Origin of the sequence: Aquisalibacillus elongatus, assembly GCF_003843875.1 — a bacterium.
Classification (GTDB): domain Bacteria; phylum Bacillota; class Bacilli; order Bacillales; family Alkalibacillaceae; genus Aquisalibacillus; species Aquisalibacillus elongatus.
Genome location: NZ_RKRF01000008.1, coordinates 177979 through 194624, shown reverse-complemented (window position 1 = coordinate 194624; position 16646 = coordinate 177979). Strand labels below are relative to the sequence as shown.

General features: G+C 40.8%; 17 protein-coding genes. 8 read left to right on the top strand and 9 right to left on the bottom strand.

What is annotated here, in order from left to right; translation table 11 throughout:
- Positions 1-99 precede the first annotated feature (99 nt).
- Positions 100-1272, top strand: coding sequence for a phospholipase D-like domain-containing protein (locus EDC24_RS06175; RefSeq protein ID WP_124220774.1), 1173 nt, complete (start codon positions 100-102; stop codon positions 1270-1272).
- 48 nt (positions 1273-1320) lie between these two features.
- Here the strand turns inward: EDC24_RS06175 and EDC24_RS06170 are convergent, their stop codons facing one another.
- The 3 genes from EDC24_RS06170 to EDC24_RS06160 all read right to left on the bottom strand — a co-directional run bounded on the left by EDC24_RS06170 (position 1321) and on the right by EDC24_RS06160 (position 3660).
- Positions 1321-1818: a YwgA family protein gene (locus EDC24_RS06170; protein ID WP_124220772.1), complete on the bottom strand. Its 498-nt coding sequence runs from the start codon at positions 1816-1818 to the stop codon at positions 1321-1323.
- 11 nt (positions 1819-1829) lie between these two features.
- The gene (locus EDC24_RS06165) at positions 1830-3125 is read right to left on the bottom strand and encodes an HD domain-containing protein (RefSeq protein ID WP_124220770.1); all 1296 of its coding nucleotides are present in this window, start codon (positions 3123-3125) and stop codon (positions 1830-1832) included.
- Positions 3126-3357: 232 nt separating this feature from the next.
- Positions 3358-3660: a hypothetical protein gene (locus tag EDC24_RS06160; protein ID WP_124220768.1), complete on the bottom strand. Its 303-nt coding sequence runs from the start codon at positions 3658-3660 to the stop codon at positions 3358-3360.
- Between the two features lie 75 nt (positions 3661-3735).
- Between EDC24_RS06160 and EDC24_RS06155 the strand changes: the two genes are divergently transcribed.
- The 4 genes from EDC24_RS06155 (at position 3736) to gerQ (ending at position 6785) form a co-directional block, all read left to right on the top strand.
- A complete protein-coding gene (locus tag EDC24_RS06155; RefSeq protein ID WP_245997997.1) occupies positions 3736-4551 on the top strand; it encodes a lipoate--protein ligase family protein in 816 nt (271 codons plus the stop codon).
- Between the two features lie 91 nt (positions 4552-4642).
- Entirely contained in the window at positions 4643-5386 is a 744-nt protein-coding gene (gene hemQ, locus EDC24_RS06150; protein WP_124220764.1) for a hydrogen peroxide-dependent heme synthase, read from the top strand.
- Between the two features lie 175 nt (positions 5387-5561).
- Positions 5562-5984 (top strand): cell wall hydrolase, encoded by a 423-nt coding sequence (locus tag EDC24_RS06145; RefSeq protein WP_124220762.1) that lies wholly within the window; start codon positions 5562-5564, stop codon positions 5982-5984.
- A gap of 33 nt (positions 5985-6017) precedes the next feature.
- The gene (gerQ, locus tag EDC24_RS15475) at positions 6018-6785 is read left to right on the top strand and encodes a spore coat protein GerQ (RefSeq protein ID WP_425455176.1); all 768 of its coding nucleotides are present in this window, start codon (positions 6018-6020) and stop codon (positions 6783-6785) included.
- A gap of 107 nt (positions 6786-6892) precedes the next feature.
- Here the strand turns inward: gerQ and argS are convergent, their stop codons facing one another.
- Complete coding sequence (argS, locus tag EDC24_RS06135; protein WP_124220760.1) at positions 6893-8563, bottom strand: arginine--tRNA ligase; 1671 nt, start codon at positions 8561-8563, stop codon at positions 6893-6895.
- Complete coding sequence (locus EDC24_RS06130; protein ID WP_170158479.1) at positions 8560-9003, bottom strand: YwiB family protein; 444 nt, start codon at positions 9001-9003, stop codon at positions 8560-8562. The genes argS and EDC24_RS06130 overlap by 4 nt, the downstream gene beginning before the upstream one ends.
- 186 nt (positions 9004-9189) lie before the next feature.
- Here EDC24_RS06130 and mtgA point away from each other — a divergent pair, with 186 nt between their 5' ends.
- Entirely contained in the window at positions 9190-11130 is a 1941-nt protein-coding gene (gene mtgA / locus EDC24_RS06125) for a monofunctional biosynthetic peptidoglycan transglycosylase (protein ID WP_124220757.1), read from the top strand.
- Between the two features lie 144 nt (positions 11131-11274).
- Here mtgA and EDC24_RS06120 read toward each other — a convergent pair whose 3' ends face one another.
- Positions 11275-11796, bottom strand: a complete 522-nt coding sequence (locus tag EDC24_RS06120) for a YwhD family protein (RefSeq protein ID WP_124220756.1) — start codon at positions 11794-11796, stop codon at positions 11275-11277.
- Positions 11797-11976: 180 nt separating this feature from the next.
- Here EDC24_RS06120 and EDC24_RS06115 point away from each other — a divergent pair, with 180 nt between their 5' ends.
- Both EDC24_RS06115 and EDC24_RS06110 read left to right on the top strand, forming a co-directional pair.
- Positions 11977-12918 carry a BMP family lipoprotein gene (locus EDC24_RS06115; RefSeq protein ID WP_124220754.1) on the top strand — a complete coding sequence of 314 codons (942 nt, stop codon included), beginning with the start codon at positions 11977-11979 and terminating at the stop codon, positions 12916-12918.
- Positions 12915-14573 carry a methyl-accepting chemotaxis protein gene (locus EDC24_RS06110; RefSeq protein WP_124220753.1) on the top strand — a complete coding sequence of 553 codons (1659 nt, stop codon included), beginning with the start codon at positions 12915-12917 and terminating at the stop codon, positions 14571-14573. Before EDC24_RS06115 ends, EDC24_RS06110 begins: the two co-directional genes overlap by 4 nt.
- A 266-nt stretch (positions 14574-14839) precedes the next feature.
- Here EDC24_RS06110 and EDC24_RS06105 read toward each other — a convergent pair whose 3' ends face one another.
- From EDC24_RS06105 to EDC24_RS06095, 3 genes are all read right to left on the bottom strand, one after another.
- Positions 14840-15838: a nuclease-related domain-containing protein gene (locus tag EDC24_RS06105; protein ID WP_124220751.1), complete on the bottom strand. Its 999-nt coding sequence runs from the start codon at positions 15836-15838 to the stop codon at positions 14840-14842.
- A gap of 96 nt (positions 15839-15934) precedes the next feature.
- Positions 15935-16306, bottom strand: coding sequence for a DUF423 domain-containing protein (locus tag EDC24_RS06100; protein ID WP_124220749.1), 372 nt, complete (start codon positions 16304-16306; stop codon positions 15935-15937).
- Positions 16307-16324: 18 nt separating this feature from the next.
- Positions 16325-16615 (bottom strand): DUF5327 family protein, encoded by a 291-nt coding sequence (locus EDC24_RS06095; protein WP_124220748.1) that lies wholly within the window; start codon positions 16613-16615, stop codon positions 16325-16327.
- Between the last annotated feature and the right edge of the window lie 31 nt (positions 16616-16646).

The window sequence follows — 16646 nt, the reverse complement described above, 5'->3', positions numbered from 1 at the left end:
ATGAATGAGCATTCAGTCAATGTAAGATTTATACATTTTTGCTTTGTCGTATAACGTCAAACTGAATAATCCATACTACGTTAGAAAGGGGAGTTTCTAGTGTGGGTTTTCATCGTCATGATTATTATATTAATTATATATTTAATAAAGCATCGCACTATCGACGAACACCCCATCAAAACATATCCTAAGCGGCAAGCTGACTTAAAACTTTTCTCGAACGGTAACCAACTCTACCATACGTATTTTGAAGATATACAAAACGCAACGGATTATGTCTGTGTTTCTTTTTTTATCGTTAAAAGTGATGACTTTAGCGAGCATTTTTTTAATGTACTAACAGAGGCAAGTCAAAGGGGCGTTTCTGTATATTTACTAGTGGATCGTTTTGGTTCATTTTCGATTAAGAGAGGAGATATTCAGGACTTAAAATCAGCAGGGGTAAACATTCGGTATAGTAATCAAGTTGATCTGTTATCTCCTTTCCACTCGCTGAACCGTCGTAATCACCGTAAGATTACGATTATAGATGGTAAGGTTTCTTATATTGGCGGTTTTAATATAGGTGATGAATATATTAACCAAAATTCTAAGTTTGGTATGTGGCGTGATTATCACTTGAGGGTCACTGGCGAGGTGGTACAAGATTTTATTGATCTTTTTAGTCACGACTGGTGGTCGAACAATAAAGAAATGCTGTCGTTGCCTGACCAAAATGATTCATCAGGTGAGCATACATGCAGGCTAATTCCGACTTCTCACGGACAGCTTCGGGAGACGTTTTACGACTTATTAAAACACGCAGAGAAACGAATCGCTATCGGAAGCCCTTATTTTATCCCAAATGAAGAAATTATGACCTTGTTAAAGGAAAAAATTTATCAAGAAGGCGTTCGTGTCACTGTTCTTTACCCTCATGATTCGGATCATGTCTTAGTCAAAGAAGCGTCATCTCCATTTCTAAAACGAATAGCTGACACTGGCGCTGAGGTTCGATTATTTCATAAAGGGTTTTTCCATGCCAAGGCATTGTTTATTGATGATAAGATTTGTGATATTGGTACAGCGAACCTTGATCGGCGGAGCTTATATTTTAACGAAGAAGTGAATATGGTGATTTTTGATCAGGAAGTTACCCAGAAGTTTCTACAGCAATATGAAGACGATTTTGAAGCGTCCATTCCACTGTATGACGAATGGTTTGACTACCCTCCTTCATCATTTTTGCCTTTCAAAAAATTCATGGCGCGAATTCTTCACCGATTGTTATAAAAAATCCGAACGATTTTATAAATCAGTTCGGATTTTTTACGTCATTAATTAATGTTGTTTTAATTCATCTATAAACGCCCAAGCATCATCTAAGTCTTGTTGACTGTAGTTCTGCTTGCTTTTGACGGTAAAAACTTTTTCTTCAACTTCTTCTTTGGAAAAGTTATCAAAGAATAGCATCGTTGAAACTAGTTCTAAAAACTTCGAACTTTGATCATTCATTCGATCAATAAGCCCTGACATATCAGGTGTTTCTACGTTGGAATCTGTTAAAAAGCTTGTCCCATGGTCCGTTAACGTATAACGATACTGATAATAGCCTTTTTCTTTCTCGCGCTCTTCAACTAAAAACCCTAAATTACACAATTCTTCAATACGCGTCGATAATTCCTCAGAGTACGGGCCATAAAAATGGAATGAATAGCGCTCCGAAAAATTGAAACCTGACTTTTTCAAAATGTAAACCATCTTTTGAAGTCGTTTGCGGCCGACGACTTCATCTGCTTGTTCAAAAAACGACATGAGTTTAGCATGATCTTCTAACATACGTTCAGCCCCTATCCCTTAATAATTTCATTTATTCGACGTTTAATCTGACTGTCTTCAGGCAGTTTTTCGATTAAATCCTCAGCATAATACAACTTGTGATCCGTTCGTTTTTTACCCGAAATGGCTTCCACAATCTCTGACTGACGAGACAATTCTTTTAATTCACCGTTTGGCACTTGAAGTAGAATTGGAAGACGTTCTTCATCTTCTCCCTGACGATAAAAGTCGTAAGGTAAATCAGACGATGAATCCACTTCTAAATAATAGGAAGGATCAATTCCCGCTTCAATGAAACAATCTTTCAAGTCCATTAACTCACGGTACTCACTTCCTGGATTGAATTCAATATATTTATAGAGGTCACGATCAACAAATCGACGGCATAAGTCGGATAAAATGTCGTCCTCTTCCTCTTGCCATATATGAAAATAATAAAAAACGACGTTCTCATCTAATTTTAAATAATCGTCTAATGAGACCCTTTTTTCAAAAAAGCTAACAAAATGTGTTGGTGCCAGTTTAAACTTATAATCTGAATGATAGAGTTCTTTAGCTCGATGTAGAATTTTCGATAAAATCACTTCGGCACTGCGTGTGACCGGGTGAAAATAAACTTGCCAATACATTTGATAACGGCTCATGATGTAATCCTCTACTGCGTGCATACCGCTTTCTTTAATGACGGCTTGGTCGTCCATCGGGCGCATAACACGAAGAATGCGCTCCATATCAAAATGTCCATAACTAACACCGGTGAAATAAGCATCTCGCTGCAAATAGTCCATACGGTCAGCGTCAATTTGACTCGAAATTAAGCTAACGACGAGTTTATTCGGATGCGTTTTATGAATAATATCGGCGACTTCTTGCGGGAAGTGCGGATCTACGTTGGATAGTACTTCATTTACCTTCGTATCTCCCAAAATAATCTCGCGCGTGTAATCCTCATGATCGAGGTCAAATACCTTTTCAAATGAATGCGAGAACGGGCCGTGTCCCAAGTCATGCAATAACGCCGCACACAAACATAACAACCGATCATTCTCATTCCAATTCGGCTGTTCACGAAAATTCTCGACAATGCGCCTCACAATTTCGTAGACTCCTAAAGAGTGGCTGAAACGGCTGTGTTCAGCACCATGGAAAGTTAAATAAGTCGTCCCTAATTGTTTAATTCGTCGCAACCGTTGGAATTCAGGCGTTCCAATCAAATCCCAAATAACCCGATCGCGAACGTGTATGTACCGATGAACTGGATCTTTGAACACTTTTTCTTCGCTTAATTGCTCGTCGCGATATGACATTTTCCCCGACCTTTCTTCGATATATATCCTTCATTATAACGATTTTTTAATAGAAATACATCCTTATCTCGGATTATTTTTTAACGAGTTTCATTTTAAAACAGCGCATAAACGGCTTCAAAAGGGCGCATAAATTCAGAATACTAGCGCATAAATCGTAAAACGCAGCGCATAAATTGTAATTTCTCAAAATTAAAAACTCCGGTATGCAAAATCCCGGAGCTTAACCCTATTAAGTTCGATTCGCTTGTTTGGCATTGGTTAACCCGTCGATTAATAACACAAAAAACGCTACCCAATGCAGCACCATCCCTAACACTGGAATGAACGCGAGAAGTGAGACCACAATTCCGGTGATCGCTCCCCATTTGGCGTAACCATAATTAATCGAAATAACAAGAATTACAATGTAAAATAAAACCATAAGTAATAATGGGCCCCACGCATTTGATACAATAAAAATACCGCCAATCAGTGGCAATCCAAGGAAAAATTCGATTGCTGATGCGACTAATTTCAAAATCGCTGTTAACATAAATATCCCGTCCTTTTACTCTTATTCATTCTATAATATGATATTAATGGCACACTAACTGAAGGAAGATGAATCATGCACTCTTTATTAAAGTTTAACCATATACGAAAAATTGATGATAGTAACGCAACAGAAGCTAAAATCATGGAATCTTTTGCGGTTGATGATACTTTATGTTTAACCGCAAACGAGCGTTCTGAAACGGCGATACACTACTGGGTCCATCAGCCGACAGTCGTCTTAGGAATTCCGGACAGCCGTTTACCTTATTTAGATAAGGGGATTCAGTTTCTCAAAGAAAATGGCTATAACGCAATCGTCCGTAATTCTGGCGGTTTGGCCGTCGTTTTAACCGAAGATATCTTAAACATTTCACTCGTGTTTCCAGATGCGAAAACTTACGATATTCATGACGGTTATAATGCGATGGTCGAGTGGATTCAATGGATTTTTGAAGAAGAAGGCTTGCCAATAAGAGCCTATGAGATTGAAGAATCTTACTGCCCGGGTACATATGACCTCAGTATTCACGGAAAAAAATTTGCTGGCATATCACAACGCCGCGTCAAAAACGGATCCGCCGTGCAAATTTATTTAGATATTGAAGGAGACGGTCAAGCACGCGCCAATTTGATTAAACGGTTTTATGAGTTATCTATTAATGGTGAGGAAACCAAATTTAAGTATCCTCAAATTAATCCTAATGTCATGGCGTCACTCGAACAGTTGTTTCAAAAGAAAATGACGGTTCAACACGTCATCGAACGAATTGAGCATAAAATGAATGCACGCGGGGTGTCCATTGACGAACGGCCATTCTCACAACAAGAGCAAGAGTGGTTTAACCAAAGATTCGAGCAAATGGAAGAGCGTAATCGCCGCCTCCTCTGACGGTCACAAAACGTTCACGGGCTTTTCCTTTAACGATTAAGGACCCCTTATGATATAGTAAAATTGGACAATGAAAAAAGGAGTGAAAACCATGCCAGAAGCAGTTGAAACTCTCGATGGTTGGTATGCTTTACACGATTTCAGAAAAATTGATTGGACCGCTTGGAAACTAGCGTCCGAAGATGAACAGAAGCAAGCGTTAAATGAATTCCAAGAGCTTTACGCCAACTGGGAAGATGTTGAACAAAATAGACAAGGTAGCGTAGGACTTTATCAAATTGTCGGGCAAAAAGCGGATCTATTGTTCTTAAATCTCCGCCCAACAATGGAAGAACTAACGGATCTTGAAACGTCGTTTAATAAAACTAAACTTGCCGAATTTTTAATTCCGGCTTATTCTTACGTATCAGTCGTAGAATTATCGACTTATATGGCAAAAGGAAAAGACCCAGAAACGGATCCTGAACTTCAGGCGCGTTTAAGACCCGTTTTACCTAAGTGGGATCACATTTGTTTTTATCCAATGGACCGCAAAAAAGGTGAAGGAAACAACTGGTTCATGGAAGAAAAGGACGAGCGCGGTCGCTTAATGTACGAGCATGGAATGACAGGTCGTAAATATGCTGGTAAGGTTCGCCAAATCATCACCGGCAGTATTGGTTTTGATGATTGGGAATGGGGCGTAACCTTATATGCACATGAGATGCTTCAATTTAAAAAATTAATTTATGAAATGCGCTTCGATGAAGTAAGCGCTCGATTTGCGGAATTCGGTGAATTTTACATCGGTCACCGCAAAGAAAAAGAAGATCTAAATGACATTATGAGTGTTTAAGTACAAACACCAATCGAGAGAAATCTCGGTTGGTGTTTTTTTAATCCTCGAATCCTCACCTCTACCCTATTTGGCATAAATAACTAAAAAGGTACAAGCCCTCATATCAACTTTTACCCATTTATACATATACATGAACTAGTGATGAGTCCTGCCTAGAAAGAGGTGGTGTCTATTGGCAGTTATTGCTTATAACGAAGCCCAAATAGAAGAACTAGCCCGATTAATGCGTGCTGAAGCTGAGGGTGATGGAAAGCTAGGGATGCTATTAGTCGGTAACGTTGGGGTTAACCGGGTGATAGCCAGTTGTTTGGATTTTGAAAATATCGAATCCCTTCCAGATATGATTTATCAATCACCAGGTGGGTTTGAGGCTGTTCAAGAGTCTTACTTTTATCAAAGGGCCCGTCCTAAAGACATTCGATTAGCCAGACGCGTCGTTAAAGGCGAAGAATTCGACCCGGGCGATGATTCGCTATGGTTCTTTATGCCTGGAGGAGATTGTCCACCACAATGGTTTGGTCAATGGAATGTCGGGCGTTTTAAATCGCATTGCTTCTATACGCCTCAACAAGGTGAATGTCCTAACTTATTTTAATTCAATATAAATTTTCAGGGAGGTTGATGATTGTTGGATCAATCAAAAGGTAAAAATCAAGGCGGAAAGTTGCCGGACAAAAAACCGTTTAACAATCCTGGTTCAAAAGGGCCTGGAAAGTGGTCTGGCGGCCAAAGTAAATGGTCAGGAGGAGATGGTAAGAAAATGTCTCTTCCGGGTAAAGGTTCAAAAGGTGGTAAGATGCCTGGTGTGTATGGAGGAGCTCAGATGGGCAATAACCAAGGGCAAATGCCAGGTATGGTCCAAGGCGCACAACAAGGCATGATGCCTAATAGCATGCCAGGAGGTCCTGGTATGTGGCAAGGAGGCTCTGGCATGGGCCAAGGCGGTCAACAAGGCATGATGCAAGGCGGAATGCCGGGGATGATGCAAGGCGGCCAACAAGGGATGATGCAGGGCGGTATGCAAGGCATGCCAGGTATGATGCAAGGCGGTATGCCTGGTGGCCAACAAGGAATGACGCCGGGTATGGTTCAAGGTGCTCAGCAAGGCGCACCCGGACAAATGCAAGGACAATTTCCACCAGGGCAGCAGCTTCCTCGTGAACGTTCTTACATTGAAAACATTTTAAGGTTAAACCGTGGAAAGCAAGCGAACGTCTATATGTCATTTGAGTTTAGCGATGAGCAACAAATCTTCACAGGAACCATAGAAGAAGCAGGAAAAGATCACATCGTGGTCGCCGATGCTGAGACAGGTGAATGGTATTTACTTCTTATGATTTACCTTGATTATGTCGTTTTCGATGAACAACTTGAATACCAATATCCATTTGGATAAAAGAAAACTCTCACCTCGGTGAGAGTTTTCTACTTTTCCTCATTCAGCACCTTTTCAGACCTTTTGACATAAAAAAACGCCCCAAATCAAATTGGGACGCTCATTTTTTACATTTTTTCAGGTGCTTCAACCCCAACTAATGCTAAGGCATCTTGAATGATCACGCGTACGGCTTTCATTAAAGCGATGCGGGCTTTTGTAAGTTCCATGTTGTCTAGATCAATGACTTTCTCTGCGTTATAAAAACTATGCAAGTCTGATGCTAAATCAAAGACATACTGCGGAATGCGGTGCGGTGTACGCTTAACCGCTGCATCCGCAACGACCTGCGGGTAGTCGCCAAGGCGCTTTAATAATGCGACTTCTTTTTCTGCCTGGAGTAATGATGAATCAATGGCCGCATTTAAATCGACGCCTTTTTCTTCCGCTTGGCGAATCATGCTGCAAATACGAGCATGGGCGTATTGCACATAGTAAACCGGGTTTTCATTGGATTGAGACTTCGCTAGATCCATGTCGAAATCTAAATGCGCGTCGTTCGAACGCATGATAAAGAAATAGCGCGTCGCATCCAATCCGACTTCTTCAATCAATTCTTTCATGGTCACAGCTTTACCTGTTCGTTTACTCATCTTAACTTTTTCGCCGTTTTCGAACAGGTTCACCATTTGTGTAATTTTAATATCTAAAATGTCTTTCGGATAGCCAAGTGCCTGAATCGCTGCATGCATACGGGGAACGTACCCGTGGTGGTCTGCACCCCATATATTAATAAGCTCATCAAACCCGCGTTCGATTTTATTTAAGTGATAGGCAATATCAGGCGTTAAGTAAGTAAAAGTGCCATCTTGCTTCACTAATACACGATCTTTATCATCACCGAACTCAGTTGATTTAAACCATGTTGCACCATCCGCTTCATAAACATAACCTTCCTCGCGAAGTGTATCCACAGCGACAGATACATGATCTTGGTCATAAAGCGACGTTTCAGAAAACCAGGAGTCAAATTCCACACGATATTCTTTTAAATCTTGTTCGATGCGGGCAAGTAAATGCTGCAATCCGTGGTCACGGAATTGCTTAAGACGCTCCGCTTCTTCTAACTGAGCTAATTGATCTCCCTTTTCATCTACTAGACCTTGGGCTAGATCAATAATATCTTGGCCGTGATAGCCACCTTCTGGCATGTCCACATCCTGGCCAAGCTTTTGTAAATAACGTGCATTAATTGACTTAGCTAATTGATCAATTTGATTACCAGCGTCGTTAATATAATATTCACGTTCAATATCAAAACCCGCTTTTTCCATCACATTCACCATGGCATCACCAAAAGCTGCTCCACGTGCGTGGCCTAAGTGTAGCGTTCCAGTTGGGTTCGCGGACACAAACTCAATTTGAACACGCTTACCTTCCCCAGCATTCGATGTACCATAATCTCGACCTTGATCTAAAATCGTGTCAACGACCTCAGTTAGGGACGACTGATCGATAAAAAAGTTAATAAACCCAGGTCCTGCAATTTCTACTTCTTTAACAGAAGCTTTCTTCGTATCTAACTGTGCCACGATGTCCTCTGCGATCTGACGCGGTGCTTTTTTCGCAATGCGAGCTAATTGCATAGCCATATTCGTGGCATAATCACCATGTGCTTTATCTTTAGGTGTTTCTAACACCACTTCTGGCATAGCATCTTTGGTTGCCAGCCCTGCTTCTATAACTGCTGATTCGATTTCTTGTTTAAGCGTTTCCTCGATCTGACCTACGATACTCATTTAGCATCCTCCTCTTGAAACTGTAGCTCGAAAATATGCCTACGCGGCTCTTGGTCATTTAACACCACATCATAATTTAAGAAAACTTTACCCGAACGATTGCCGTAACCTTTTATAAATTGCATCCGATGGGTTGTCGTCTCCATACGGAATTTTCCATATGGGTGGTAGTAAACACACTCCGTACTCGCACCAATACGAAAGACTTGATGCATTTGAAGAGGGCCTTCGCGTTTAATCGAAATACGATCGTCTTGAATGACAATCGTCGTATAAACCGTCCCTAGGTCTTCAAACTCTTCTTCGTACTTAACCATGTGAATGTGGCCTTTATAAATATAAGAACCATTTTCTGATTTTGTAATGTTTTCATTGCCGTTATCATCAACAATTTCAGTATCAATTTTTATATAAACAGGAATCGTCTCCTTATTTGACAAAACAATCTCCCTTTCTATGTTATCCAATCATGTAACTTATTTTGCCACAAAAATAGACAAGTTTAAATTCATCAAATTGATTATATCGAAGAATGCAGTTAATTAGAAGTGTTGAACGTTTAAATTCTTGCCAATTTTTACATACTAACTAAAAGAATATCATTTAAGCAAACAGGAGAGGTTAACATGATTCGAAAACTATTCATACTTACTTTTATGGCGATCGCTTTCGGTTTTGCTTCCTTTGGTGTTATCTTAATCTATTCGATCTACCAAGGCCCGCCTGAGATTAATATAGATGAAAACACGGTCATTTACGATCAGAATGAAAACGTCATCACGGTTGAACAAGGCGTTCAAAATCGTGACTGGGTTGAGCTAGATCAAATCTCTCCTTATATTAAAGAGGCGTTTATCGCTGCGGAAGACCAACATTTTTATAACCATTTTGGTTTTGACGTTCCTCGTATTGCAAGTGCTGTTTACCATAACGTCATTTCGATGGACAAAGTTCAAGGCGCAAGCAGTATCACTCAACAATACGCCAGGAATCTTTTTTTGACGCATCAAAAAACGTGGACACGAAAAATTCAAGAAGCACTGATTACTGTTCGGTTGGAAGTTTTTCAAGATAAAGATGAAATTTTAGAGGGTTACTTGAATTCAATTTATTTCGGGCATGGGCAGTACGGAATTCAAGCCGCTAGTCAGTATTATTTTGATAAGAATGCGGATGACTTAAAACTAGAAGAAGCAGCGCTATTAGCAGGGATTCCAAGAGGGCCGTCTGTCTACTCCCCTCTAATCTCATATGAAAATGCTATGAACCGACAAAAATGGATTTTAGAGCGGATGAATGAAACAGGAAAAATAACTGAAACAGCTATGCATCGAGCAAAACGAATCGACTTAAGGATTGCCGTTTCAGCTTCTAATCAAGAAGAAGAAGTTGGACAATATTTCACGGACTATGCCTTACGACAAGCAGCGAAACTAACTGATATTGACCGACAAACACTTGAAGCTAGAGGCTATCAAGTTTATACAACGATGGACTTAGATGCTCAAAAGAAGCTCGAGCAGACCATTGAAGAACAACTGCCTCAAGATGAAGAGTTACAAATCGGGGCTGTGACGGTTGCCCCTTCCACTGGCAAAATTGTCGCCATGCAAGGTGGTACAAATTTTGACCAAACACCTTTTAATCGTGCGACTCGAGCTGAGCGCATGACAGGATCAACGTTCAAGCCATTTTTGTATTACGCAGCCCTTGTGTACGGCTTCACACCGTCTACAACCCTTGAGAGTAGACCAACGACATTTACATTAGAAGACGGTACACCATATGACGCAACGAACTATAATGATCATTTTGCCAATCGTCCAGTCACACTCGCACAAGCACTAGCTGTATCAGACAATATTTATGCGTTAAAGACCAACAAGTATATAGGTCCTGAAAACTTAGTTGAAGTGGCGCAGACGTTTGGTATCGAAGGTGATTTAAAACCTGTACTGTCAGCTGCATTAGGGACAACAAGTGCCTCACCGCTAGAAATGGCTAGGGCCTACAGTATTTTAGCTAATCGAGGCTGGTCAGTTTCACCATATATCGTTGAAAAAGTCGTAGATCGGGACGGGAATATTGTTTATCAGCACGAACCAAAAGCACCGAAAAGACTGCTAGAAGAGAACCATGCGTTTGTTTTAACCCATATGTTAACTGGAATGTTTGATGATCGATTAAGCGATTATATGAGTGTTACAGGAGCTGGCATCGCGAATCAATTAACACAACAATATGCTGGAAAATCAGGCACAACGGACCCTGATAGTTGGATGATCGGTTTCTCCCCTCATTATACAACCGCAGTTTGGAGCGGTTATGATGATAATCGGAAAATTGAGAGAATCCAAGACCGACAAGCTCCGAAAAAGATTTGGGCTAACTATATGGAACGGATTCATGACGGTTTGGCTTACGAAACATTTAGTGTGCCAAGTGGTGTGGTTGGCGTTCAAATGGATCCATTAACAGGACAATTAGAAGGGCCATCTTGTGAAGATGAAACGCGCTTAACTTACTATATTAATGGTACAGAACCTAAAGAAAAATGTAGTCAATAAAAATAAATGGGGCTGACCGACGAACGGTCAACCCCATTTATTTGTCCTAATAAACATGTGCTAAAAACCCATGTTTAGTTATATTTTACAAAGTATTTGTCTTGAGTACAATCATAAACCATAATGTTCACAATCTATTCAAAATCAAGCGAACGCTTGTTTCAATTCATCAATTGAATTTTTCCAATAATCTGCGTTAAATTCTTTTAGAAAATCTCCGAGTAATTTTTTCGAATGATCATCCATTTGATTAACGACGATCCGTCCTTTCAACGATTTATCCATACGGTTGACGTGTTCGGCTAAAATTTTAAAGCCTCGACGTGCTTCGCGGTCCACTTCTAAGTAGCTTGCTGCAACGCCGTGATAATACGGCCCTTCTTCTCCGCGTTCAACCGTTACCCAAACAAGCCAATACGGTTTACCATTTGGTACTTCCTCTTTATCTGTTACAAACTTAATTCGTTTCTCAACTTCGCTTCGAGCGTGCATCGCGCCCATATCAACCCAAACTTTATCTTCATTTGGATCTACGACTAACGGTGACATATTTTCAAGGCTAATTGTGCCACCCCCACTGTAACCTGGGTGACCATCAATCGGGTCGTCTTTCATAATCGTAAACTGATTACTTTTCTTTTGGTCTTTATCGTCAAACGAGTTCATCACGAAACCTCCCTCAAACTTTTCCTAAATCTATTTTGCCATAAAGCAGTTGGTTTATAAAGTAAAGGCGTTTTCAGAAAAAAAGCCCTATTTAGTCTTTTTAATTTTGTGTAAAAAAGTAGAATTTTTCTCCGATATTAACAATCGTTAGCATCTTAGTACAGAGTTAGGAGTGATGAAATGAAACGAGTATTATGGGCTGGACTTTTGATAATGGTCATGCTGCTGGTTGGCTGCCAAGACAATAGCAGTCAAACGGCTGACGATGCTATAAGTGCCGGTCTTTTAGTTACAGAAAGCGGTCTAGGAGATGACTCATTTAGTGACTCAGCTTTCCAAGGTTTGGAGCTAGCACGAGATGAGTTGGGAATAACGTTTGATTACCGTGAGCCATTTGATGGAGATTTCAAAGCTCAAATGGAAGACCTCGTTCAAGAGGACCATGATGTCATCATGGGGTTAAGCTACAATGCGCAGGCAGCAATGGATGAATTGGCTGAAGCTTACCCTGATCAGCAATTTGTTTTAGTCGATGCCGTCTCTGATCAAGACAACGTAACTTCTATTACGTTTAAAGAAGATGAAGGTAGCTATTTAGTCGGGCTTATTGCCGGAATGAAAACGGAGACAGATGTCGTTGGCTTTATTGGTGGCGAGCATATAGGCGTTGTTGAAAAATTTGAAGAAGGTTTTGTCGAGGGCGTCCAGGCGGTTAATGACGATGCCGAAATCTTAGTGGAGTATGCTGGATCTTTCGATGACGATCAATTAGGCGCCGACTTAACGCAGGATATGGTTGAAGAAGATGCCGATTACGTGTTTCATGCGGCTGGTTTTACAGGTGTCGGAACGCTGAAGGAAGCTGAAAAACAAGGAATCTATGCATTTGGCGTCGATAGTGACCAGTATTTTGTCGCGGAAGATGCTGTCGTATCATCCATGATGAAACATGTTGATAACGCCCTGTACGATATTATGGAACAGCTTAAAAATGGTGAGACATTAGACGGAAGCCATATCGAGCTTGGTATTGAAGAGGAAGGCGTCGGACTTGCGCCAATTCGTTTAATTGATTTGTCTGACTCCGAGCAAAGTCGCATCGATGAGGTGGTGAATCAATGAGTATTGGCAAACGTTTATACACGATGACATTAATTCCACTTTTATTGAGTTTGGCCTTAATTTCGTTTATCGTTTTTCAGATGATCAGTTTTGAAAGTTCATCCAATGAAGATGTGGATTATTTACTTGAGGTTAAAGAGTTAAACAGTCAGTTAATCACCGTTGAGCAAACGCTTGATACATATGGGTTTAACCCGTCGGAGTCATCGCGTCAAAAAGCTTTAACACAAGTTGAATCTACTAAGGAAACGATGAATCGTTTAGAGCAGATGATTCAAACTGACGCACACCGCAAATGGTTCGACCAGGCAATGAATAAATTTATAAACTGGGAACAAACCACAATCAGTGCGTTAGAGATGGAAGATGTCAATGAAGTTCAACGACAAGCAGCAAGAACAGCAGGTATGTTAAATGATATTTATATGTTACAGCGTGAAGCACAAGCTTGGTATGACAGCAAGGTGTCTTCACAAGAGAATGCGATTCAGAATTTGATTACGTTTGCGATTATAGCGGCGGTCATTTTAATTTTGTTATCCATTTTATCGACATCTCGACTAACGTCTCGAATCGCGAAACCAATGCGGGACCTATCTGATCAGGCATCTCAAGTGGCAGAAGGCGATTTAACGACAGACATTGAAGCACCAGAAGTTGCCAAGGACGAAATTGATCAGTTAAAACACGCGTTTAAAGCAATGATCGATAATTTAACGAGCACATTACAGTCCGTTCAGAAAATCGGAAACAACGTCAACGACTTTAGTTCGAAATTGAACCGTGAGATGGAAGGCTTATCTGAGACATCACAGCAGGTGTCTAGTTCAACCGATGAGCTCGCTGAAGGTAGTCAGTCCATTTCGAATGACATTCAAGATGTAGCTGATTTAATGGAAAAAATGAACACGAATTTTGAGAAGAACATGGACGAGAGCCAACAAGCTTCCGAGAAATCGACTCTAGCATTAGATTCAGTTAAAGATGGACAAACGGCCATTTATGACCAACGAAATGTCATGGAGCAACACAACGACTCCATTCATAACGTTGAGAAGTCAGTGAAGCAATTTATTCAATATACAGATGAGATTGAAAAAACGATTAAGCTAGTGAACGACATTTCAGAACAGACGAATCTATTAGCCTTAAATGCAGCGATCGAGGCAGCTCGTGCTGGTGAACACGGTAAAGGCTTTGCCGTTGTGGCTGACGAAGTAAGAAAACTTGCTGAGCAATCAACCGATGCTACAAGTGAGATCTCAAGCATGGTCGGGCAAATTAAGACTGGCGTGACTACTATTGAGCAAGAAATGGACGAAACGATTCAACTAACCGAAAAACAACACACATCCCTCAACGCATCTGAAGAATCGTTTAAACACATTCGCGAGAACGTTGAAACCATCTACCAACGCCTCGATGCATTAGTTGAGGAAATGAGTCAGTCCAAAGAACAAAGCGCACAAGTCACATCATCCATACAGAACGTCAGCGCCATCACCGAAGAAACAGCCGCTGGCACCGAAGAAATCTCAGCCTCAGCCGAAGAACAACAACACGCCTTTGATCAACTAAGACAAGAAGCAAGCGAACTTGAAAACATGGTCAACGACCTCAATAGACAGTTAGCTCACTTTAAAATGAAAGATTAATAGGTTACGCCCCCGGGCTTCCGGGGGCGTTTTTGATTGTTGAGGGGTGGTGTGGCTATTTTGAAGGTGGTTTTGTTCTCCTAGCGGGTGTGTTTGTTCTCTCCAACGGGTACGTTTGCTCCTCTAGCGGGCCTGTTCCTCTCTCCAACGGGTACGTTCGCTCCTCCAGCGGGCCTGTTCCTCTCTCCAACGGGTACGTTTGCTTCTCTAGCGGGCCTTTTTCTCCTTCTATTGGGTACGTTCACTATCCCAGCGGGCCTGTTTTACTATCGTCTTCTTCTTGAATTCTTAAGGTAATCAAAGTCTTTTTCATAATCAAAATCCAACAAATATTTAGTATAACGTCCATTCTTAATCATTTTCTGCCCTGATCTTTTCAACATTTTCTTAGCAGAATCAGGAGATTTAACGTTTGCAAAACTCATAAACTCTTTCTTAGTTATATGACGTTTACCTAACAAAAACAAATCCTTCAAAGCTGTCATATACGCATCAGCTGATCTCAAACCGCAATTGTCACATTGCCAGCGCAAGTTCACAAGTCTCATTCCGAGTCTACTACACGACGGGCAGACGACGCCTTGTTGCAAATCTATGAAACGCACTCCTGCCTTCTCTAAAATATCCGGAACATAATCTTGGTGGTGGTTTAACAGCTGTGAGCTAATCCACTTCATGTCGCTTAAATTAATCTGAGGCTGCGTATAATGTGATACAATCTGTCGAATTTTACTTGAGACTTTTGGAAGAGTGATAATTTTGTTCTTGTAAGTAGTGTTCGGGTTAGTGGCTTTTAATTTGGCATTTGAGTTGGTCATCACGACGAGGGTGACGATTGGTAGTTGAGGGAGATTGTGGTGTTGAAGCCACATTTCGAGTTGATATTTTTGCTCTTCTACTTGCAAGACCGGGTCTTGATAGACTTTTTCCTTATGTATGACCTGGTTAAAGTCTTCATTAAAAATAACTTCGTCGCTATAATTTTTTGCTTCAATTATTAGGATGAAGCTTTGAGTCAATACTAGCCAGTCCATTTGAAAAAACTGACCTTGTTCATTTTGAAGTCGTAGGTAATGAAAACGGTCGTGGGTAAAGTCGAGTTTACTTAATGGAAATTTGAGCTGACTTTCGCCGTAGAATCCGGCGCGTTCGCGAGTGAGCCAATCTAGTACGGTTGGATACTGGGGGTGTTGCAGGAGAAGCCTTATTATTAAACAATCCAACTGCAACAAGTAAGGTGGGCAATATACATTTTTGACGATCATGAATCTTGGACCTTCCTCTCCTATTAGATAATTATATTATAAAAAATTCTGACCATTTGACAAGCCAAAAAAAAGAGACTGGAAATCCAGTCTCTTTTACCCTACAACTTTCATTGCACCAAGGCCTATTAACACCCAGCCGATTAAAAAGGCAACGCCACCGATTGGCGTGATCATGGCAAAGGTTTTGACCTGTGTGAGTGAATAAATATATAAGCTCCCTGAGAATAAGATGATGCCTATCAAGAATGTCCATCCGGCAGTTGCGAACGATGAAATATCAAAGCGGATGAGTAAAATAGCTGCAATGAAAATTGCCATCGTATGGAACATCTGATATTGGACCGCTTTTTCCCAAGTTTCGAGCATTTTGTCGCTTAATTTCCCCTCTAAACCGTGCGCGCCGAAAGCTCCTAACGCAACGGCAAGGAATCCGTTAATAACACCGATTAAAAGTAATGCTTTCATGCTTAGTCCCCTTTTTGCTTAAAAATCAAAAATCGAATCGCCGTTTGCATCATCTTCTTCCATGCGATCTTCTTGTTTTTTAGGTCGAACGCCCATCGCTCGGGCCTCCGCTTCACTGATATCAGCTTTCGCGACCGTCTCAGCGGAAACAGTAGTTTCTCCATAATCATCATAAGAATTAATGACGACATCGGCCAACGACTTAATCACGTGAATTTTTGATAACACATCTTGCTGTGAAGATGAATCATCTAACGAGTTGAGTTCTTTTTTCATCTGACGTATGATCGCATGATACGAAACGGACATAATGGTTCCTCCTACTATGATTCAATACACA